The organism is Roseomonas acroporae, from assembly GCF_023223525.1.
GTDB lineage: Bacteria > Pseudomonadota > Alphaproteobacteria > Acetobacterales > Acetobacteraceae > Roseomonas_E > Roseomonas_E acroporae.
The window spans coordinates 1-17606 of sequence record NZ_JALPRX010000001.1; the positions used below are offsets into that span (position 1 = coordinate 1).

Annotated in this window: 19 protein-coding genes; 16 read left to right on the top strand and 3 right to left on the bottom strand. The window is 71.7% G+C overall.

Translation table 11 applies throughout. From position 1 onward, the window contains the following. The first annotated feature begins 117 nt into the window (after positions 1-117). Positions 118-987 carry a polyamine aminopropyltransferase gene (gene speE, locus M0638_RS00005; protein ID WP_248664892.1) on the top strand — a complete coding sequence of 290 codons (870 nt, stop codon included), beginning with the start codon at positions 118-120 and terminating at the stop codon, positions 985-987. A 208-nt stretch (positions 988-1195) separates the two neighbouring features. On the opposite strand, the gene fliP is transcribed toward speE, so the two are convergent. The 3 genes from fliP to M0638_RS00020 are packed head-to-tail and all read right to left on the bottom strand — an operon-like array spanning position 1196 to position 2484. Continuing rightward, positions 1196-1924: a flagellar type III secretion system pore protein FliP gene (gene fliP / locus M0638_RS00010; protein ID WP_248664893.1), complete on the bottom strand. Its 729-nt coding sequence runs from the start codon at positions 1922-1924 to the stop codon at positions 1196-1198. Then, positions 1921-2211 carry a flagellar biosynthetic protein FliO gene (locus M0638_RS00015; RefSeq protein ID WP_248664894.1) on the bottom strand — a complete coding sequence of 97 codons (291 nt, stop codon included), beginning with the start codon at positions 2209-2211 and terminating at the stop codon, positions 1921-1923. The genes fliP and M0638_RS00015 overlap by 4 nt, the downstream gene beginning before the upstream one ends. A 30-nt stretch (positions 2212-2241) precedes the next feature. Further along, a complete protein-coding gene (locus tag M0638_RS00020; RefSeq protein WP_248664895.1) occupies positions 2242-2484 on the bottom strand; it encodes a hypothetical protein in 243 nt (80 codons plus the stop codon). 98 nt (positions 2485-2582) lie between these two features. On the opposite strand from M0638_RS00020, the gene flgB reads away from it, so the two are divergent. The 15 genes from flgB to M0638_RS00095 all read left to right on the top strand — a co-directional run bounded on the left by flgB (position 2583) and on the right by M0638_RS00095 (position 17602). Beyond that, the gene (gene flgB, locus M0638_RS00025; RefSeq protein WP_248664896.1) at positions 2583-2990 is read left to right on the top strand and encodes a flagellar basal body rod protein FlgB; all 408 of its coding nucleotides are present in this window, start codon (positions 2583-2585) and stop codon (positions 2988-2990) included. Positions 2991-3021: 31 nt separating this feature from the next. After that, positions 3022-3432, top strand: a complete 411-nt coding sequence (gene flgC / locus M0638_RS00030; protein WP_248664897.1) for a flagellar basal body rod protein FlgC — start codon at positions 3022-3024, stop codon at positions 3430-3432. Further along, the gene (fliE, locus tag M0638_RS00035) at positions 3429-3734 is read left to right on the top strand and encodes a flagellar hook-basal body complex protein FliE (protein ID WP_248664898.1); all 306 of its coding nucleotides are present in this window, start codon (positions 3429-3431) and stop codon (positions 3732-3734) included. The genes flgC and fliE overlap by 4 nt, the downstream gene beginning before the upstream one ends. 45 nt (positions 3735-3779) lie before the next feature. After that, entirely contained in the window at positions 3780-4055 is a 276-nt protein-coding gene (locus M0638_RS00040; RefSeq protein ID WP_248664899.1) for a flagellar biosynthetic protein FliQ, read from the top strand. 22 nt (positions 4056-4077) lie between these two features. After that, the gene (locus tag M0638_RS00045; RefSeq protein WP_248664900.1) at positions 4078-4854 is read left to right on the top strand and encodes a flagellar biosynthetic protein FliR; all 777 of its coding nucleotides are present in this window, start codon (positions 4078-4080) and stop codon (positions 4852-4854) included. A 3-nt stretch (positions 4855-4857) separates the two neighbouring features. Further along, the gene (locus tag M0638_RS00050) at positions 4858-5916 is read left to right on the top strand and encodes an EscU/YscU/HrcU family type III secretion system export apparatus switch protein (protein ID WP_248664901.1); all 1059 of its coding nucleotides are present in this window, start codon (positions 4858-4860) and stop codon (positions 5914-5916) included. An 88-nt stretch (positions 5917-6004) separates the two neighbouring features. Continuing rightward, positions 6005-7765 (top strand): PAS domain-containing sensor histidine kinase, encoded by a 1761-nt coding sequence (locus M0638_RS00055; protein ID WP_248664902.1) that lies wholly within the window; start codon positions 6005-6007, stop codon positions 7763-7765. Between the two features lie 174 nt (positions 7766-7939). Continuing rightward, complete coding sequence (gene recA, locus M0638_RS00060) at positions 7940-8977, top strand: recombinase RecA (RefSeq protein ID WP_248664903.1); 1038 nt, start codon at positions 7940-7942, stop codon at positions 8975-8977. A 227-nt stretch (positions 8978-9204) separates the two neighbouring features. Next, a complete protein-coding gene (locus M0638_RS00065) occupies positions 9205-9411 on the top strand; it encodes a cold-shock protein (RefSeq protein ID WP_248664904.1) in 207 nt (68 codons plus the stop codon). Positions 9412-9667: 256 nt separating this feature from the next. Next, positions 9668-9823: a hypothetical protein gene (locus M0638_RS00070; RefSeq protein WP_248664905.1), complete on the top strand. Its 156-nt coding sequence runs from the start codon at positions 9668-9670 to the stop codon at positions 9821-9823. Between the two features lie 639 nt (positions 9824-10462). Continuing rightward, on the top strand, positions 10463-13111 hold the full coding sequence (gene alaS, locus M0638_RS00075) for an alanine--tRNA ligase (protein WP_248664906.1): 2649 nt from the start codon (positions 10463-10465) through the stop codon (positions 13109-13111). 337 nt (positions 13112-13448) lie between these two features. Continuing rightward, entirely contained in the window at positions 13449-14210 is a 762-nt protein-coding gene (locus M0638_RS00080) for an ABC transporter ATP-binding protein (RefSeq protein ID WP_248664907.1), read from the top strand. 43 nt (positions 14211-14253) lie between these two features. Continuing rightward, positions 14254-14946 (top strand): ABC transporter ATP-binding protein, encoded by a 693-nt coding sequence (locus M0638_RS00085; protein WP_248664985.1) that lies wholly within the window; start codon positions 14254-14256, stop codon positions 14944-14946. Positions 14947-14978: 32 nt separating this feature from the next. Beyond that, entirely contained in the window at positions 14979-16223 is a 1245-nt protein-coding gene (locus M0638_RS00090; RefSeq protein ID WP_248664986.1) for an ABC transporter substrate-binding protein, read from the top strand. 146 nt (positions 16224-16369) lie between these two features. After that, a complete protein-coding gene (locus M0638_RS00095; protein ID WP_248664908.1) occupies positions 16370-17602 on the top strand; it encodes an ABC transporter substrate-binding protein in 1233 nt (410 codons plus the stop codon). The last annotated feature ends 4 nt before the right edge of the window (positions 17603-17606 follow it).

Sequence of the window (17606 nt, forward strand, 5' to 3'; positions counted from 1 at the left end):
AGCGCGTGCAGCTCGCCGAGCACAAGCGCGGCATGGTCGGCTGAGACGCCGCCACACGCGGTGCTGAGCGGAGCCGGCCCCCGGGGGCCGGCTCTCCTTCGTGCAAGGAGATTTCGGATGGCGACGGATTCCTGGGTCAACGAGACCCTGTACCCGGACTGGGGCCAGCGCTTCCGCGTCGTGCGCGAGCTGGCCCGCGTGCAGAGCGACTTCCAGGACATCATGGTGTTCGAGAGCGCCTCGCACGGCCGTGTGATGCTGCTCGACGGCGTGACTCAGATCACCGAAGGCGACGAGTTCGTCTACCAGGAGATGCTGACGCACGTACCGCTGCTGGCGCATGGTGAGGCGAAGCGGGTGCTGATCATCGGCGCTGGCGATGGCGGCGTGTTGCGCCGCGTGCTGCAGCACCGCGGCGTCGAGCGCGCCGTGATGGTGGAGATCGACGGCGAGGTGATCCGGCTCGCCAAGGAATTCCTGCCGGGGATCGGCGGCGATGCGTGGCACGATCCGCGCGCCGAGGTGATCGTGGGCGACGGCATCGACTATGTCCGGCGGGCCGAGCCCGCTTCCTTCGACGTGGTGATCGTGGACAGCACCGACCCGATCGGCGTCGGCGAGGTGCTCTTCACCGACGAATTCTACGCCGGCTGTGCCCGGCTGCTGACGCCGCGCGGCCTGGTGGTGAACCAGTGCGGCGTGCCGTTCATGCAGTCCGACGAGCTGCGCGAGACCTCGGTGCGCCGCGGCAAGTCCTTCCCCGACGTGTGGGCCTACGTCGCCGCCGTGCCGACCTATGTCGGCGGCTTCATGACGCTGGGCTGGGCCGCGAAGGACGGTGCCGCCCGCCTTGCCGACGTCGCGACGATCCGCACGCGGGCGGAGGCGGCCGGCATCCTGGGCGCCACGCGCTACTGGACGCCCGAGATCCATGTCGGCGCGTTCAACCTGCCGCCCTACATCGCCGAGGCACTGCCCAAGGCGTAGGGCGAGCAGCGCTTCGTCCGGGCGGAGGCTCCGGGAGCACGCCGCCCCGTTGAGGGCCGGCGTGGCTCTTCCGGTCGCCGTTGGCTTCGGCGCCGCATCCCACCGACTCCCGCGCGGTCGCCGCAAGGCGGCCTGGGGAAGGCCCCGTTGGAGCACGGGGGATGCGGCGCCGCTTCCCGATGCGAGCCGAGGCGCTTCGCCGCCGGCCTCAGGTCGCGAAGCCCTGTACCAGGCTGCCGGCGATCAGCCGCCAGCCATCGACCAGCACGAAGAAGATCAGCTTGAAGGGCAGCGCCACCACCGAGGGCGGCAGCATCATCATGCCCAGCGACATGAGCAGCGACGCCACCACCATGTCGATCACCAGGAAGGGCAGGAAGAGCAGGAACCCGATCTCGAAGGCGCGCCGCAGTTCACTGACCATGAAGCCGGGAACGAGGGCGCGCCAGGGGGCCTGATCCGCGGTCGGCGGGGCGGCGAGGTGGCCGAGGTCGAGGAAAAGCGTCAGGTCGCTCTCGCGGACGTTGGCGGCCATGAATTTGCGGAACGGCTCGGCCGCGGCCTGCAGTCCGGCGATCTCGCCGATCCGCCCCTCGGCCAGCGGCGCGAGGCCCTGTGCCCAGCTCTGCTCCATCACCGGCTGCATGACGAAGGCGGTCAGGAACAGCGCCAGGCCGATCAGCACCGCATTGGGCGGCACGCCCTGGGCACCGATCGCGGTGCGCAGCAGCGACAGCACGATGGCGATGCGTGCGAAGGCGGTCGCCATCACCAGCAGCGACGGTGCCAGCGAGAGCAGCCCGATCAGCGCGGTGAGCTGCACCAGGCGCGAGGTGGCGCCGGCCTGCCCGGCGGTGCCGAGGTCGATGCTGACGCTCTGTGCCAGGGCGAGGCCGGGGCAGAGCAGCAGGACGACGACGAGGACGAAGCGCCTCATGTCAGGACGGCCGCGGCGCCGTCATCCGGCCGCCCCGCCTCCAGCCAGCCCAGCATCGCGTCCTGCGTGCCGCCGGTCAGCAGCAGCAGCTCGCGCCCGTCGCAGCGGATCAGCAGCAGCCGGCGGCGGGCGTCGAGCGGCAGCATGTCCTGCACGGAAAGCCGCCTGGCACCGGGCCGTGCGGCGATCCCGACGCCGCGCAGCAGCCGGGCCAGCAGCCAGAGCAGCGCCAGGACAGCCAGGAGCGCGCCTCCTGCCATCCAGGGAGAGATGATCTCGGTCGTCATCGCGGCCTCTTGCCGGCGGTGGGTGCGGCGTCATGCCGCGAGCAGCAATCCGAGTTGTTCGACCTGGAGCAGCAGGTGCTCCAGGGAAGGTCGCAGCGGAGCGGCCATGCCTTTCGGCAGACGCATCGCCGCGTCGCAGATCGACGCCATCTCCGCATCGAGCCCGGCGAGGTCGATGCGGCGGCCGCCCTGTGCCAGTCCGCCCGCCATCGCCAGCGTGCGTGCCATCGCCTCGATGGCGTCCTGGACTGCCTGAAGCTGGGGTACCGACATGCTGCAAGGACAGCATGGGAACGGTTACCGAAGCGTTGCCGCGTGGTGTCGCGCCGCGCTTAAGGGTTCGTTCGCTCTCCTCGGGCAGTATCGGCGGCATGAGCTCTTCCCCGACCGCCGCCGATCCGATCGCGCTGGCCGAGCGCCGGCTGCAATACCTGGACCGCCGCCAGCAGGTGCTCGCCCGCAACGTCGCCAATGCGGACACGCCCGGCTATCGCGCGCAGGATCTGCAACCCTTCGCGGCGCTGCTGGCAGCCTCCGGCCGGAGCGGCGGCGCCACGTTGACGCGCACCAGCGCGCGTCACCTCGAGGGCGGTCGGGACGGGGAGCCGCTCGCGGTGAATGATGCCGACGCCGCCGAGCGTTCGCCCGACGGCAACACCGTCACGCTCGACCGGCAGGCGATCAAGGTCGCCGAGACCGATTCGGCCCACGCGCTCGCGACCAGCCTGCGGACCAAGTATCTCGGCCTGTTCCGCGCGGCGCTGGGACGCGGTGCCTGACCGTCAGCCAAGGGAAGCGAGGAGCAGCGGGATGGATATCGAACGGGCGTTGCGGATCTCCGCCGCCGGCATGCAGGCGCAGACGACGCGGCTGCGCGTCGTCGCCGAGAACCTGGCCAACGCCGACTCCACCGGCGGTTCGGCCGGTGCCGATCCCTATCGGCGCAAGACCGTCACCTTCGAGAACCGGCTGGACCGCGCCATCGGCGCCAGCACGGTACGCGTGCGCCGCGTCGGCGTCGACCGCAGCGAGTTCCCGACCCGCTACGATCCGTCGCATCCGGCCGCCGACGCCCGCGGCTACGTGCGGATGCCGAACCTCGACACCGTGTCCGAGACGATGGACATGCGCGAGGCGCAGGATACCTACAGCGCCAATCTCGCGGTGCTGGAGACCTCGCGCGGCATGCTGACCCGCACCATCGAGGCGCTGCGCGGATGACCGCGCCGGTCCTCGCGCCCGCCGGCGCCGCCGCCTACCGGGCGACCCAGGCGATCGGTGCCGGCACCGAGGCATCCTCCTCGTCCGGCGGCTTCGGCGCCGTGCTTCAGCGGGCCGTGGAGGGCGCCATCGATGTCGGCCATGCGGCCGACACCGCCTCCACCAGGGCGCTGGTCGGGCAGGGCAGCGTGAACGACGTGGTGGTGGCGGTCTCGCGTGCCGAACTCGCCCTGCAGACGGCCGTCGCGGTGCGGGACCGCGTCGTCTCCGCCTACCAGGAAATCATGCGGATGCCGATCTGACGGCGCGTCGCGCCGTCCGTTCCTTGCCGCAGGAGGCGGCGGGCCATGACCAGTGACGCGGTGCCGCTGGCGGCACAGGAATCCCTCTGGCTCGCGCTGCAGCTCGCCGGGCCGCTGCTGCTGGCGCTGCTGCTGGTCGGCCTCGCCGTCGCCGTGTTCCAGGCGCTGACCCAGATCAACGAGCAGACCGTCTCGTTCCTGCCGAAGCTCGGCGTGCTGCTCGCCTTGCTGCTGCTGCTCGGCCCGAACATGGCGGGTTCGCTACGCGCCTACGCGACGACGCTGTTCGACCGGATCGTGTCGGTCGGTGGCGCCCCGTGATCGGGCCATCCAGGAACGGGCCATGACCGAGGCGGCGCTGCTGGCGATGCTGCCGGCCTTCGCCTTCCACGGCATGCTGGTCTTCGCCCGTCTCGGCGCGGCGGTGATGCTGCTGCCGGGGCTGGGCGAGGCCGAGATCCCGGCGCGGATCCGGCTGGGCCTCGGCCTCGGCCTCGTCGTGCTGCTGCTGCCGGTGTTGCAGCCCACCCTGCCGGCCCCCGCCGATTCGGTGCCGGAGTCGGCGCGGCTGCTGGTGCTGGAGGCCGCGGTCGGGCTCTGGCTCGGCGGGCTGGCGCGTCTGGTGGCGGCGGCGCTCAGCGGGGCGGGGCAGGTCGCGGCGCTGATGCTGGGGCTCGCCAGCGTGCTTCAGCCGGACGCCACCTTCGGCGGGCAGCAGGCCGTCACCGCGCGCCTGTTCGGTCTGGCGGGCACGGTGCTGGTGCTGTCCACGGGCCTCTACGCCCTGCCGCTGCGGGCGCTGGCGGAGAGCTATGCCGTGCTGCCGGTGGGCGATCCCTGGCCGGCGGGCGCCGCGGCCGAGGCGCTGTCGCAGGCCGTCGCCGACAGCCTGGCGCTTGCCCTGCGGCTCGCCGCGCCGTTCGTCCTCGGCTCGGTGGTGCTTCAGGGAGCGCTCGGGATGATGGCGCGCGTGGCGCCGCAGTTGCAGATCTATTTCCTGGCCGTGCCCGGGCAGATCCTGGGGGGGCTGCTGCTGCTCGGCCTGCTGCTGCCGCCGCTGCTGGGCGACTGGTCCGATGCGGCGCGTGCCGCCTTTTCCCTGCTGCCGGGGCAGCGCTGAGCCGTGGCCGAGGGCGGCGAGGCCGAGGACAGGACGGAATCCCCGACCGCACGCCGGCTGGAGCAGGCGCGCGAGGAGGGACAGGTGCCGCTCTCGCGTGAGGCGGTGAGCTGCGCCGTGCTGCTCGCCGCCAGCCTGGCCGCGCTCATATCGCTGCCCACGGCCGGGCAGTCGCTGCTGCGCGAACTGCGTGGCGTGCTGGAGCGGTCGCACGAACTGGACTGGCGCTCGGGCGCGGTGGAGGCGCTGTTCCTGCTGCTGCGCATCACCCTGCCGGTGCTGGGTGCCGCCGCGTTGGGGGCCGTGGCCTCGACGCTGCTCCAGACCGGCATGCTGGTCTCGGCGCGTGGCCTGAAGCCCGATTTCGGCCGCCTCAACCCGTTGGCCGGGCTGAAACGCCTGCTCGGGCCCGACCATCTGGTGGAGTTCGGCCGTACCCTGCTGAAGCTCGCCATGGTGGCCGGGGCCGTCTGGCAGGCGCTCGGCAGCCCCGGCGTGCTGCAGTCGGTGCTGCACCAGTCGCCGGGCGGGCTGCTGGGGGCGCTCGGCGAGGAGGCGCGGCGCCTGCTGCTCGCGGTGCTCGGGGCCTTCCTCGTCCTCGCCGGCATCGATGTCTTCTGGGTGCGCCTGCGCCTGCTGCGCCGGCTGCGCATGAGCCGCGAGGATCTGCGCCAGGAGATGCGCGACAGCGAGGGCGACCCGCACATCAAGGCGCGGCTGAAGCGGCTGCGCCTCAGCCGTGCCCGTCGGCGCATGCTGGCCGCGGTGCCCAAGGCGACCGTCGTGGTCACCAACCCGACCCATTATGCCGTGGCGCTGCTCTACGAGCAGGGCAGGGCGGCGGCGCCGAAGGTGGTGGCCAAGGGCGTGGACGCGATGGCCGCGCGCATCCGTGCCGTGGCGGAGGAGCATGGCGTGCCGCTGGTCGCCAACCCGCCGCTGGCGCGCGCCCTGTACCGGCTGGAGCCGGACACCGAGATCCCGGCCGAGCATTACCAGGCGGTGGCGGACATCATCGCCTATGTCTGGCGCCTGCGACGGCGCGCCCCCGGCCGGCTGTGACCGATGCGCCCTGGCGGACAGGAAGCTGTGGCCGATCGGGCAAATTCCCTCTAAGATAGAATTATATCGGCGAATAAGTGATCGCAGGTTGTCATACACCGATCCTCCCGCTCAGTCGGCCGGCCTGTGGCATCGCCTGGCCACGTGGCTGGCGGGTCTTTGGCCGCCCGGCCCGCGGCGCGGCGACCGGCTGGCCGAGGCCGAGGCGCTCCGCCTCGTCTTCGACCGAGCCCCGGCCGGCCTGGCGCTGCTCGATGCCGACGGTACCGTCCTGGCCGCCAACCCGACGCTGCGCCGCTTCGCGGGACCCGCCGTGCTGCTGCGTGGCGGCGTCGCGGTCACTGCGCTGGTGCCGCCGGAGGAGCGGGGGGAGGTGCTGGACCGCATCGCCGCCGCGCGTCTCGGCCTGCCGGTCCCGCCGCTGGAGAGCGGGCTGAGCAACCCTGCCGCCCCTCCCGATGCCTGCTACGCGCTCACCTGCGAGCCGCTCCTGCCGGACCGTGACCCGCGCTTCCTGCTGCGGGTGGTGGAGCTGACGGCGCGGCGGCGGCTGGAGGCGCAGCTCGGCCGGGGGCGGCAGTTGCAGGCGGTGGGACAGCTCGCCGGCGGTGTCGCCCACGACTTCAACAACCTCCTGACCGCGGTGATCGGCAGTGCCGAGTCCGCTCTGCAGCGCCCGCAGGACCCGGACAGCGCCGCCGACCTGCGGCAGATCCTCGACAGCGCCGAGCGCGGCGCCGCGCTGGTGCGCCAGCTCCTCGCCTTCGCCCGGCAGCAGGCGCTGCAGCCGCGCGTGGTGGCGGTGAACGAGCGCATCGCCGGCATCGCCGGGCTGCTGCGTCGCCTTCTGGGCGAGCGGGTGCGGCTGGAACTCGAGCTGGAGCAGCCCGGCCGCGCGGTGCGGGTCGATCCCACCCAGCTCGACCAGGTGATCGTCAACCTGGCGGCCAATGCCCGCAACGCCATGCCGCATGGCGGGCGGCTCACCCTGCGCACCCATCACGAGGTGGTGCTGTCGCCCCGCGCGATCGGCCACGACACCGTGCCGCCCGGCCGCTACGTGGTGCTGGAGGTGGCCGACACCGGCTGCGGCATCCCGCCCGAGGTGCTGCCGCGGCTGTTCGAGCCCTTCTTCACCACGCGGCGGGAGAGCGGCGGCACCGGGCTCGGCCTGTCCACCGTGCACGGCATCGTCCGGCAGTCCGGTGGCTATCTCGGCGTGGAGAGCGAGGTCGGGCGAGGCACCGCCTTCCGCGTCTACCTGCCCCGGCACGAGGGAGCGGCCGAGCCGGAGGTCGCCGCCGCGCCGCTCGCCACGTCTCCCGCCGCCCCCTCCTCTGGCCCCCCCTCTGGCTCCCCCTCTGGCCCCTCCTTTGGCCCCCCCACCGCCGTCCCGTCCGCCGCGCCGCCCATCGCCGCGTCCGCCGTGCCTTCCGTCGCCCGGGCCGCCGCGCCGGCGGCCGGGGAGGGGCGGACCGTGCTGCTGGTGGAAGACGAGTCGCCGGTCAGGCGACTCGCCGAGCGGAGCCTGCAGGCAAGCGGCTGGTCCGTCGTCCCGGCCGATTGCGGCGAGACGGCGCTGGACCTGCTGCCGGAGGGCGCGCCGGCGCCCGCCATCCTGGTCTCGGACGTGGTGATGCCGGGCGAGGTGGACGGGCTCGACCTTGCCCGCGCCCTGCGCCGGCGCTGGCCGGGCCTGCCGGTGGTGCTGGTTTCCGGATACGCGGAGACTACCTTGGGGCAGGATCTCGGCGGCGAAGGCCTGCGACTCCTGGCCAAGCCCTACACCCAGAAGGAACTGGCCGGGATCGTGGCCGAACTCGCGGGCAACGATGTTCACGTTCGCTAAATGTTCTTGTGTTCCGGCATGCCCGCGCCGATATTGCCTGCATCGCACCGCCCACCGCGGGAGGGTGCCGACCCCGGGTTCCGGCAGGGCCCGACCCGGGCGGCACCGCCCGGCCTAGATCGAGCGGACATCACGACGGCCCGGCCGGGCCGGCGCAGCATCGGGGATACCAGGATGGAAAAGGGAAAGGCGCTCGACGCCGCGCTCAGCCAGATCGAGCGGGCCTTCGGCAAGGGCTCCATCATGCGCCTCGGCGCCCGGCAGCAGCAGGACGGCGAGATCGAGGTGGTCTCCACCGGCTCGCTCGGCCTCGACCTCGCGCTCGGCATCGGCGGCGTGCCCAAGGGCCGGATCATCGAGATCTACGGGCCGGAAAGCTCGGGCAAGACCACGCTGGCGCTGCACGCCATCGCCGAGGCGCAGAAGAAGGGCGGCACCTGCGCCTTCATCGACGCCGAGCACGCGCTGGACCCCGGCTATGCCCGCAAGCTCGGCGTCGACGTGGACAACCTGCTGATCTCGCAGCCGGATGCGGGCGAGCAGGCGCTGGAGATCGCCGACACGCTGGTCCGCTCGGGCGCCATCGACGTGCTGGTGGTGGACAGCGTGGCCGCGCTGGTGCCGCGCGCCGAACTGGAGGGCGAGATGGGCGACAGCCATGTCGGCCTGCACGCCCGGCTGATGTCCCAGGCGCTGCGCAAGCTGACCGGCTCGGTCAGCCGCTCCAACTGCCTGCTGGTCTTCCTCAACCAGATCCGCCTCAAGATCGGCGTGATGTTCGGCAACCCGGAGACCACCACGGGCGGCAACGCGCTGAAATTCTACGCCTCGGTCCGCATGGAGATCCGCCGCATCGGCGCCATCAAGGAGCGCGACGAGGTGGTGGGCAACCAGACCCGCGTGAAGGTGGTGAAGAACAAGATGGCGCCGCCCTTCCGGGTGGTCGACTTCGACATCATGTACGGCGAGGGCATCTCCAAGGTCGGCGAGCTGATCGACCTCGGCGTGAAGGCCGGCATCGTCGAGAAGTCGGGCGCCTGGTTCTCCTGCGACAGCCAGCGCATCGGCCAGGGGCGCGAGAACGCCAAGCAGTTCCTGCGTGACAACCCGGCCATGGCCGAGAGCATCGAGAAGCGCATCCGCGGCCAGGCCACCGCCGTCACCAACCAGATGATGGAGGCCGGGGAGTCGGAGGAGGCCGCCGCCGAGTGAGTTGATGGCCCGGCCGGGCCGCGACCCCGTCGGTCGGGGGTTGCGGCGCGGTGCGGGTGCGTCCATATGGGTGGTGTCAACGCCGTCTGTTGGTCCGCTCCGTTCTCCGTGCCTTCCCCCGAGGGTTTTCCCCCGGATGGTTGCCGAGCTGGTGTCGCTCCTCACGTCGATTGGTTGATCCGGCGACCATTCCCGGCCGTCGGTTCTTTGTTAGCAGGAGCGATGCCATGGCGATCGGCACCGTGAAGTGGTTCAACGCAACCAAGGGCTACGGCTTCATCCAGCCCGAGGATGGTTCGAAGGACGTGTTCGTGCACATCTCCGACGTCCAGCAGGCCGGTCTCGGCGGCCTGGACGAGGGGCAGCGCGTGCAGTTCGAGGTCCAGGCCGGCCGCCAGGGCAAGAGCTCGGCCACCAACCTCAAGCTCGTCTGAGCCGGGCGGCGCGGTCGGTTCCGGCGGTCTGCCGCGAACCGACCGCGCCGGCCCTGTCCGGCCGCGGCGCCCTCCAGGCGCACCGGCCGGCCAGCGAATTCTTCCGGCGCGGTGCCGGGTCGGGGTCGGGATGTCGACGCCGCCGAGGCCGATGCCGTCGAACCGGCGTGGCCGCCAATCCGCGGCCATTGTCCCAACGAACAACGAACGAAAGGCACGCGCCCCGCTTCGGCGCCAGGCCGTGTGATCGCACATCATGATTTCTCACCAAATTCCCGCCCACCATGCCGCCCCCGACCCTCTGGCCGAGGTTGACGGCAAGGTGCCCACGCCTCTCGCCGGTCCCGTGACCGAGCTGCCCGGCTTCTCCCAGGAGGAGTTGCGCCGCCTCGTCATGGAAGTGGTCGGCTAGCGCGTTCCCAGGCTGGGCGCACGCGCCCGGCGGTTCCGGGAAACGCGCCAGGTCAGAAGGCTCCAGGATGCTGCCGGGCCGGGCGCGGCAGCCCGGCATCCCGAAGAGTGCACTAGAGCGGAACGCAGACCAGTTGGGACTGCATGCCGCCCCATCCATTGTTTCCCGAGCGGATTCACGCCTCCGGGCGTAGCCGCCCTCCGGCGATCCGCTCTGGAAACGATGGCCGGAGCGGATCGCCGGCGGGCCGAGAGGCCTGCGGGCGTTCAGCGGTGCCGGCCACGATGGACCGAAGGCGGCATGCGGCCGCAGCCGGTCTGGCCCCGGCCGAGGAAGGCACCGGGCCGCCCACGGTCTCCGGCGTCGATGCCACCCGGGGCATGGCAGGTGTCCCCCGCCGCCGTCGGATGTCCATTCCTTCGCCCGCCCCCGCTGCCCCGCGTTCCGCCGCCGACCCCGCGTCGCCGCACCATGCCGCCTCTCGACGTCATCAGGCGCAGCGGCTACGAGACTCGGCCGCTTCGGCCGGGGCAGGCCGGGTCCGGGGATGGCCCGGGGAATACGGTCCAGGGGTGTCTCCCAGGGGCAGGGCCCGGGGGACGGGAAGCGGGCGGCAGAGCGGGGCACACGCAGCGGACCATGACCAGCAGCAACGACATTCGCGCCACCTACCTCGACTTCTTCGCCCGCAACGGCCACCAGGTGGTCGAAAGCTCGCCGCTGGTGCCGCGCAACGACCCGACGCTGATGTTCGCGAACTCCGGCATGGTCCAGTTCAAGAACGTCTTCACCGGGCAGGAGCGGCGCCCCTACAACCGCGCCACCACGGCCCAGAAATGCGTCCGCGCCGGCGGCAAGCACAACGACCTCGACAATGTCGGCTACACCGCCCGGCACCATACCTTCTTCGAGATGCTGGGGAATTTCTCCTTCGGCGACTACTTCAAGGAACAGGCCATCGCCTATGCCTGGGATCTGGTGACGAAGGACTTCTCGCTGCCCGCGGAGAAGCTGCTCGTCACCGTGTTCTCCGAGGATGACGACGCGGCCGCCTACTGGAAGAAGATCGCCGGGCTGCCGGACAGCCGGATCATCCGCATCCCGACATCCGACAATTTCTGGCGCATGGGCGATACCGGCCCGTGCGGCCCCTGCTCCGAGATCTTCTACGACCACGGCCCCTCCATCCCGGGCGGCCCGCCCGGCTCGCCGGACGAGGACGGGGACCGCTTCATCGAGATCTGGAACCTCGTCTTCATGCAGTACGAGGAGGGGCCGCCCGGCGTCCGCGCGCCGCTGCCGCGCCCCTCGATCGACACCGGCATGGGGCTGGAGCGCTTCGCCGCCATCCTCCAGGGCGTGCACGACAATTACGACACGGACACGCTGCGCGCCCTGATCCTGGCCAGCGCCGAGGCCACCGGGCAGGACCCGGACGGGCCGTTCAAGGTCAGCCACCGCGTCGTCGCCGACCACCTCCGCGCCTCCGCCTTCCTGATCGCCGACGGGGTGCTGCCCTCCAACGAGGGCCGCGGCTACGTGCTGCGCCGCATCATGCGCCGTGCCATGCGCCACGCGCACCTGATGGGCACGAAGGAGCCGCTGCTCTACCGCCTGGTGCCGGCGCTGGTGCGGCAGATGGGCGTCGCCTATCCCGAGTTGGGCCGTGCCGAGGCGCTGATCGTCGAGACTCTGCGGCTGGAGGAGACGCGCTTCCGCTCGCTGCTGGAGCGCGGCCTCGGCCTGCTGGCCGAGGAGACCGGGCGGCTCGGCGGCGGGCAGACCCTGCCCGGCGAGGTGGCGTTCCGCCTCTACGACACCTACGGCTTCCCGCTCGACCTGACCCAGGACGCGCTGCGCGCCGAGGGCCGCGCCGTGGACGTGGAGGGCTTCAACGCCGCCATGGCCGAGCAGCGCCGCCGCGCCCGCGCCGCCTGGGCCGGCTCCGGCGAGGCCGCCACCGAGACGGTGTGGTTCGACCTCAAGGAGAAGCTCGGCGCCACCGAATTCCTCGGCTACTCGACCGAGACGGCCGAGGCCGAGATCACCGGCCTGGTCGTCGCCGGCCAAGTGACGGACCGCGCCTCGGTCGGGCAGGAGGTCGCCGTCATCCTGAACCAGACGCCCTTCTACGCGGAGAGCGGCGGCCAGGTGGGGGATACCGGCACCATCACCGCCGGCGATTCGCTGTGCATCGCCGTGCGCGACACGCAGAAGAAGCTGGGCGGGCTGTTCGTGCATCTCGGCTTCGTCGAGCAGGGCGAGGCGACGGTCGGCATGGCGGTGCAGGCCGAGGTGGACCATGGGCGGCGCACCGCGATCCGCGCGCACCACTCCGCCACCCACCTGCTGCACGAGGCGCTGCGCCGCCGGCTCGGCGAGCACGTGACGCAGAAGGGCAGCCTGAACGCGCCGGACCGGCTGCGCTTCGACGTCTCCCACCCCGCGCCGATGTCGGCCGAGGACCTCGCCTGGGTGGAGAACGAGGTGAACGCCCGCGTGCGCGAGAACGCCGAGGTGACGACCCGGCTGATGACGCCCGAGGCGGCGGTCGAGGCCGGCGCCATGGCGCTGTTCGGCGAGAAGTACGGCGATGAGGTCCGCGTGGTCGGCATGGGCCAGGACCCGGCGGCGACGGCCAAGCACGGCATCTATTCGCTGGAGCTGTGCGGCGGCACGCATGTGCGGCGCACCGGCGATATCGGCCTGTTCAAGATCGTCTCGGAAGGCGCCGTGGCTGCCGGCGTTCGGCGCGTGGAGGCGGTGACCGGCGATTCGGCGCTGCGCCGCATCGAGGAGGGCGACCGTCGGATGCAGGAGGTGGCGGCCGCGCTGCGCGTCTCGCCCGCCGAGGTGCCGGGGCGCGTCGCCGCGCTGGTCGAGGAGCGGCGCAGGCTGGAGCGCGAGCTGGGCGAGCTGCGGCGCAAGCTCGCCACGGGCGGCGGCGCGGCCGAGGTGGAGCAGGTGGCCGGGCTGCGCCTCGCCGCGCGCGACCTGGGCGAGACGCCGGCGCGCGACCTCAAGGGGCTGGCGGAAACCATCCTGAAGGGCGGCACCGCCGACGTGGTCGCGCTGGTCTCCAGCGCCGAGGGCAAGGCGAGCATCGTGGTCGGCGTCGCACCCGAGGCGAAGGGCAAGGCGGACGCGGTGGCGCTGGTGCGCGCGGCGAGCGCCGCGGTCGGCGGCAAGGGCGGCGGCGGCCGGCCGGACATGGCGCAGGCGGGCGGGCCGGACGGGGCGCGCACGGCCGAGGCGCTGGACGCGGTGCGCGCGGCGCTGGCGGGCTGAAAAGGCGGGGAGGGCGTTGCCCTCCCTGCGACCCTCTCACCAAAGGGCGAAGCCCCTTTGGAAACCCCGTTCGGATTCAGGCCTCGACGGCTGAACCGTCGGGCCGGAAAACGCCGGCGGAGGTCCAGGAACCTGAGGTTCCTGGCGGAAGGGTCCAGGGAAGGCGGCGCCTTCCCTGGCGGGGTCCGGGGCGGAGCCCCGAACGGCGCGCGCCCGCTCCCGATGTCATCGCAAAGCCACGGATAACCCAAAGTAATTTCCTTGCGCTGCACTGCACCGCTCGGCATACCTGCGTCACCAGACCTGCATGGGTCGCAAAAAGGGGAGCGCGTCCGGGTTGTCAGACTGCATCCTGGAAACGGAAGGGCTGACCAAGGAATTCCGGGGCTTCGTCGCGGTGAGCGACGTGGCGCTGCGGGTTCGCCGCGGCTCGATCCATGGGTTGATCGGCCCGAACGGCGCCGGCAAGACCACCTGTTTCAACCTGCTGACCAAGTTCCTGCAGCCGACGCGCGGCACCATCCGCTACGACGGGCGCGACATCACCTCCATGAAGCCGGCCGAGGTGGCGCGGCTCGGGCTGGTGCGCTCCTTCCAGATCTCGGCGGTGTTCCCGCACCTGACGGTGCTGGAGAACGTGCGCGTGGCGCTGCAGCGCGAGCGCGGCGGTTCCTACGACTTCTGGCGCTCCGAGACGCTGCTGCGCCGCTACGACGCGCGGGCGCGCGAGCTGCTGGAGGATGTGGGGCTGTCCGCCTATGCCGGCGCGCTGGCGGGCTCGCTGCCCTATGGCCGCAAGCGCGCGCTGGAGATCGCGACGACGCTGGCGCTGGAGCCGGTCATGATGCTGCTCGACGAGCCGACGGCGGGCATGACGCACGAGGACGTGGACCGCATCGTGACGCTGGTGCGCCGCGTCGCGCAGGGGCGCACCGTGCTGATGGTCGAGCACAACCTCAAGGTGGTGGAAGGCCTCTGCGACCGCATCACCGTGCTGACGCGCGGCAAGGTGCTGGCGGAGGGCGACTACGCCACCGTCTCCCGCAATCCCGAGGTGGTCGCCGCCTATCTCGGCTCGGATGCCCCGGCCCATGCCTGACGCCGTCCTCGACCGCGCCGCCCCCGCCGAGGCGGGCGGCAACATGCTCGCCGTGCGCGGCCTTCAGGCCTGGTACGGCGAGAGCCACGTGCTGCACGGCATCGACATCGACGTGAACCAGGGCGAGGTGGTGACTCTGCTCGGCCGCAACGGCGCCGGCAAGACCACCACGCTGCGCTCGATCATGGGGCTCGTGCCGAAGCGCGCGGGCTCGATCCGCTTCGAGGGGAAGGAGACGATCAACCTCCGCTCCGACCTCGTGGCGCGCGCTGGCATCGCCCTCTGCCCGGAGGAGCGCGGCATCTTCGCCTCGCTCGACGTCACCGAGAACCTGATGCTGCCGCCGGTGGTGCGGCCGGGCGGGCTCGACCTGCCCACCATCTACCAGCTCTTCCCGAACCTGAAGGAGCGCGCGAACAGCCCGGGCACCAAGCTCTCGGGCGGCGAGCAGCAGATGCTGGCCATCGCGCGCATCCTGCGCACCGGCGCGCGGCTGCTGATGCTGGACGAGCCGACCGAGGGCCTCGCCCCGGTGATCGTGCAGCAGATCGGCCGCACCATCCGCGAGATCAAGGCGCGCGGCTTCACCGTGCTGCTGGTGGAGCAGAATTTCCGCTTCGCCCAGACGGTGGCCGACCGCCACTACGTCGTGGAGCACGGCAAGGTCGTGGACATGGTGCCGAACGACCAGCTCGCCTCCTCCATGGACCGCCTGCACGAATATCTCGGCGTCTGAACGCGCGCCGGAACGAGGGAGTGACGAATCCGATGACGCTGGACCGCCGCAGCCTGATCCGCACGGCCGCCCTGGCTGCCGCCGTGCCCGCCCTGGGTGCGCTGCCCTCCGGCCGTGCCCGCGCGCAGGCGGGGACCACGTTGAAGATCGGCGTGCTGACCGACATGAGCGGCACCTACCGCGACATCTCCGGCCCCACCTCGGTGGCCTGCGTGCGCCAGGCGGTGCAGGATTTCGGCAGCCACGGCTTCAACGTCGAGGTGCTGACCGGCGACCACCAGAACAAGCCCGATGTCGGCTCCAACATCGCCCGGCAATGGTTCGACCGCGACGGGGTGGACGTGGTGGTGGACGTGCCGACCTCCTCGGTCGGCCTCGCCATCGCGGGCGTGGCGCGCGAGAAGAACAAGGTGTGCCTGAACTCCACCAGCGCCACCTCCGACCTGACCGGCTCCGCCTGCACGCCCAATACCATCCACGTCACCTACGACACCTACATGCTGGCCAGGTCCACCGGCGGCGCGATGGTGAAGGCCGGCGGCGACACCTGGTTCTTCATCACCGCCGACTACGCCTTCGGCCACGCGCTGGAGCGCGACACGACGCGCTTCGTGCAGGCGGCGGGCGGGCGCGTGGTGGGCAGCGTCAAGCATCCCTTCCCCGGCACCACCGACTTCTCCTCCTTCCTGGTGCAGGCGCAGGCCAGCCGGGCCAAGGTGATCGGCCTCGCCAATGCCGGCGTCGACACCGTCAACGCGGTGAAGCAGGCGGCCGAATTCGGCGTCACCCGGCGCGGCACCAAGATCGCCGTGCTGCTGATGTTCATCAACGATGTGCACGGCCTCGGCCTGCGCACGGCGCAGGGTCTGGTCTGCACCGAGACCTTCTACTGGGACCTCAACGACCGCACCCGCGCCTTCACCAGCCGGGTGAAGGACAAATTGAACAACAACTACCCGGCCATGTCCTCGGCCGGGAACTACGCCTCGGTGCTGCACTACCTCAAGGTCGCGGCCGAGATGGGCGCCGACAAGGCGAAGGTCTCGGGCGCCGAGACGGTGAGCCGGATGAAGGCGATGCCGACCGACGACGACGTGTTCGGCCAGGGCAGGATCCGCGAGGACGGGCGCTGGGTTCACCCGGCCTACCTCTTCGAGGTGAAGAAGCCCGAGGAATCGAAGGGGCCCTGGGACTACTACAAGCTGCTGCAGACCACCGCGGCGGACGAGGCGTTCCGGCCGCTCTCCGAGGGCGGCTGCCCGCTGGTGCGCGGCTGAACGCTGCGCGCTGGCAGGGCGGCACGCCCGCGGGCGCGCTGCCGCGCCGTGAGCAAGGCGCGCTGCCGCGCCGTGAGCAAATGGCCGGCGGGGCAGGGGAGGCGGGTGCCTGCCGGCCCCGCCATCGGTTCGGGGAAGGGACGGGAATGACGGGTATCAGCAGGCGTGGGGTCCTCGCCGCCGGTGCCGCCGCCACGTTGGCCGGTGGCCGGACCGGCGGCGCGCGGGCGCAGTCGGCCAACACGATCCGGATCGGCGTGCTGAACGACCAGTCCGGCACCTACCGCGACGTGGGCGGCCCGACCGGCGTCGCCTGCGCGCAGCAGGCCGTGGCCGAGTTCTCGGCGCAGGGCTTCAACGTCGAGGTGCTTTCGGCCGACCACCAGAACAAGCCCGATGTCGGCGTCGCCATCGCCCGGCAGTGGATCGACCGCGACGGCGTCGACATGATCCTCGACGTGCCCACCTCCTCGGTGGCGCTGGCGATCGCCGGGGTGGCGCGGGAGAAGAACAAGGTCTTCGTCAATTCGGGCGCCGCCACCGCCGACCTCACTGGCCCGCAATGCTCGCCCAACACGGTCCACTGGACCTACGACACCTACATGCTGGCGAGGTCCACCGGCGGCGCCATGGTGCGGGCGGGCGGCGATTCCTGGTTCTTCATCACCGCCGACTACGCCTTCGGCCACGCCATGCAGCGCGACGCGACGCGCTTCGTGGAGGCGGCCGGCGGCCGCGTGGTGGGCTCGGCGCGCTACCCGTTCCCGGCCACCACCGACTTCTCCGCCTTCCTGCTCCAGGCGCGCGCCAGCCGGGCCAAGGTGATCGGGCTGGTCAATGCCGGCGCCGACACGGTGAACAGCATCAAGCAGGCGCGGGAATTCGGCGCCACGCGCAGCGCCAGGCTCGCGGCGCTGCTGATGTACCTCAACGACGTGCACGCGCTGGGGCTGGAGACGGCGCAGGGCCTGGTGATGACCGAGACCTTCTACTGGGACCTCAACGACCGCACCCGCGCCTTCACCCGCCGCGTGCTGCCGCGCACGCCGAACAACTACCCCAACATGAACCACGCCGGGAATTACGCCGGCACGCTGCACTACCTGAAGGCGGTGCAGGACATGGGCGTCGCCGCCGCCAGGGCGTCGGGCGTCGAGACGGTGAACCGCATGAAGGCGATGCCGACTGACGACGACTGCTTCGGCCCCGGCCGCATCCGCGAGGACGGGCGCAAGCTGCATCCCGCCTACCTGCTGGAGGCGAAGAAGCCCGCCGAGAGCCGCGCGCCGTGGGACTACTTCAAGGTGGTGCAGACCACCCCGGGCGACGAGGCCTTCCGGCCGCTCTCCGAGGGCGGCTGCCCGCTGGTGCGGAGCTGAGCGC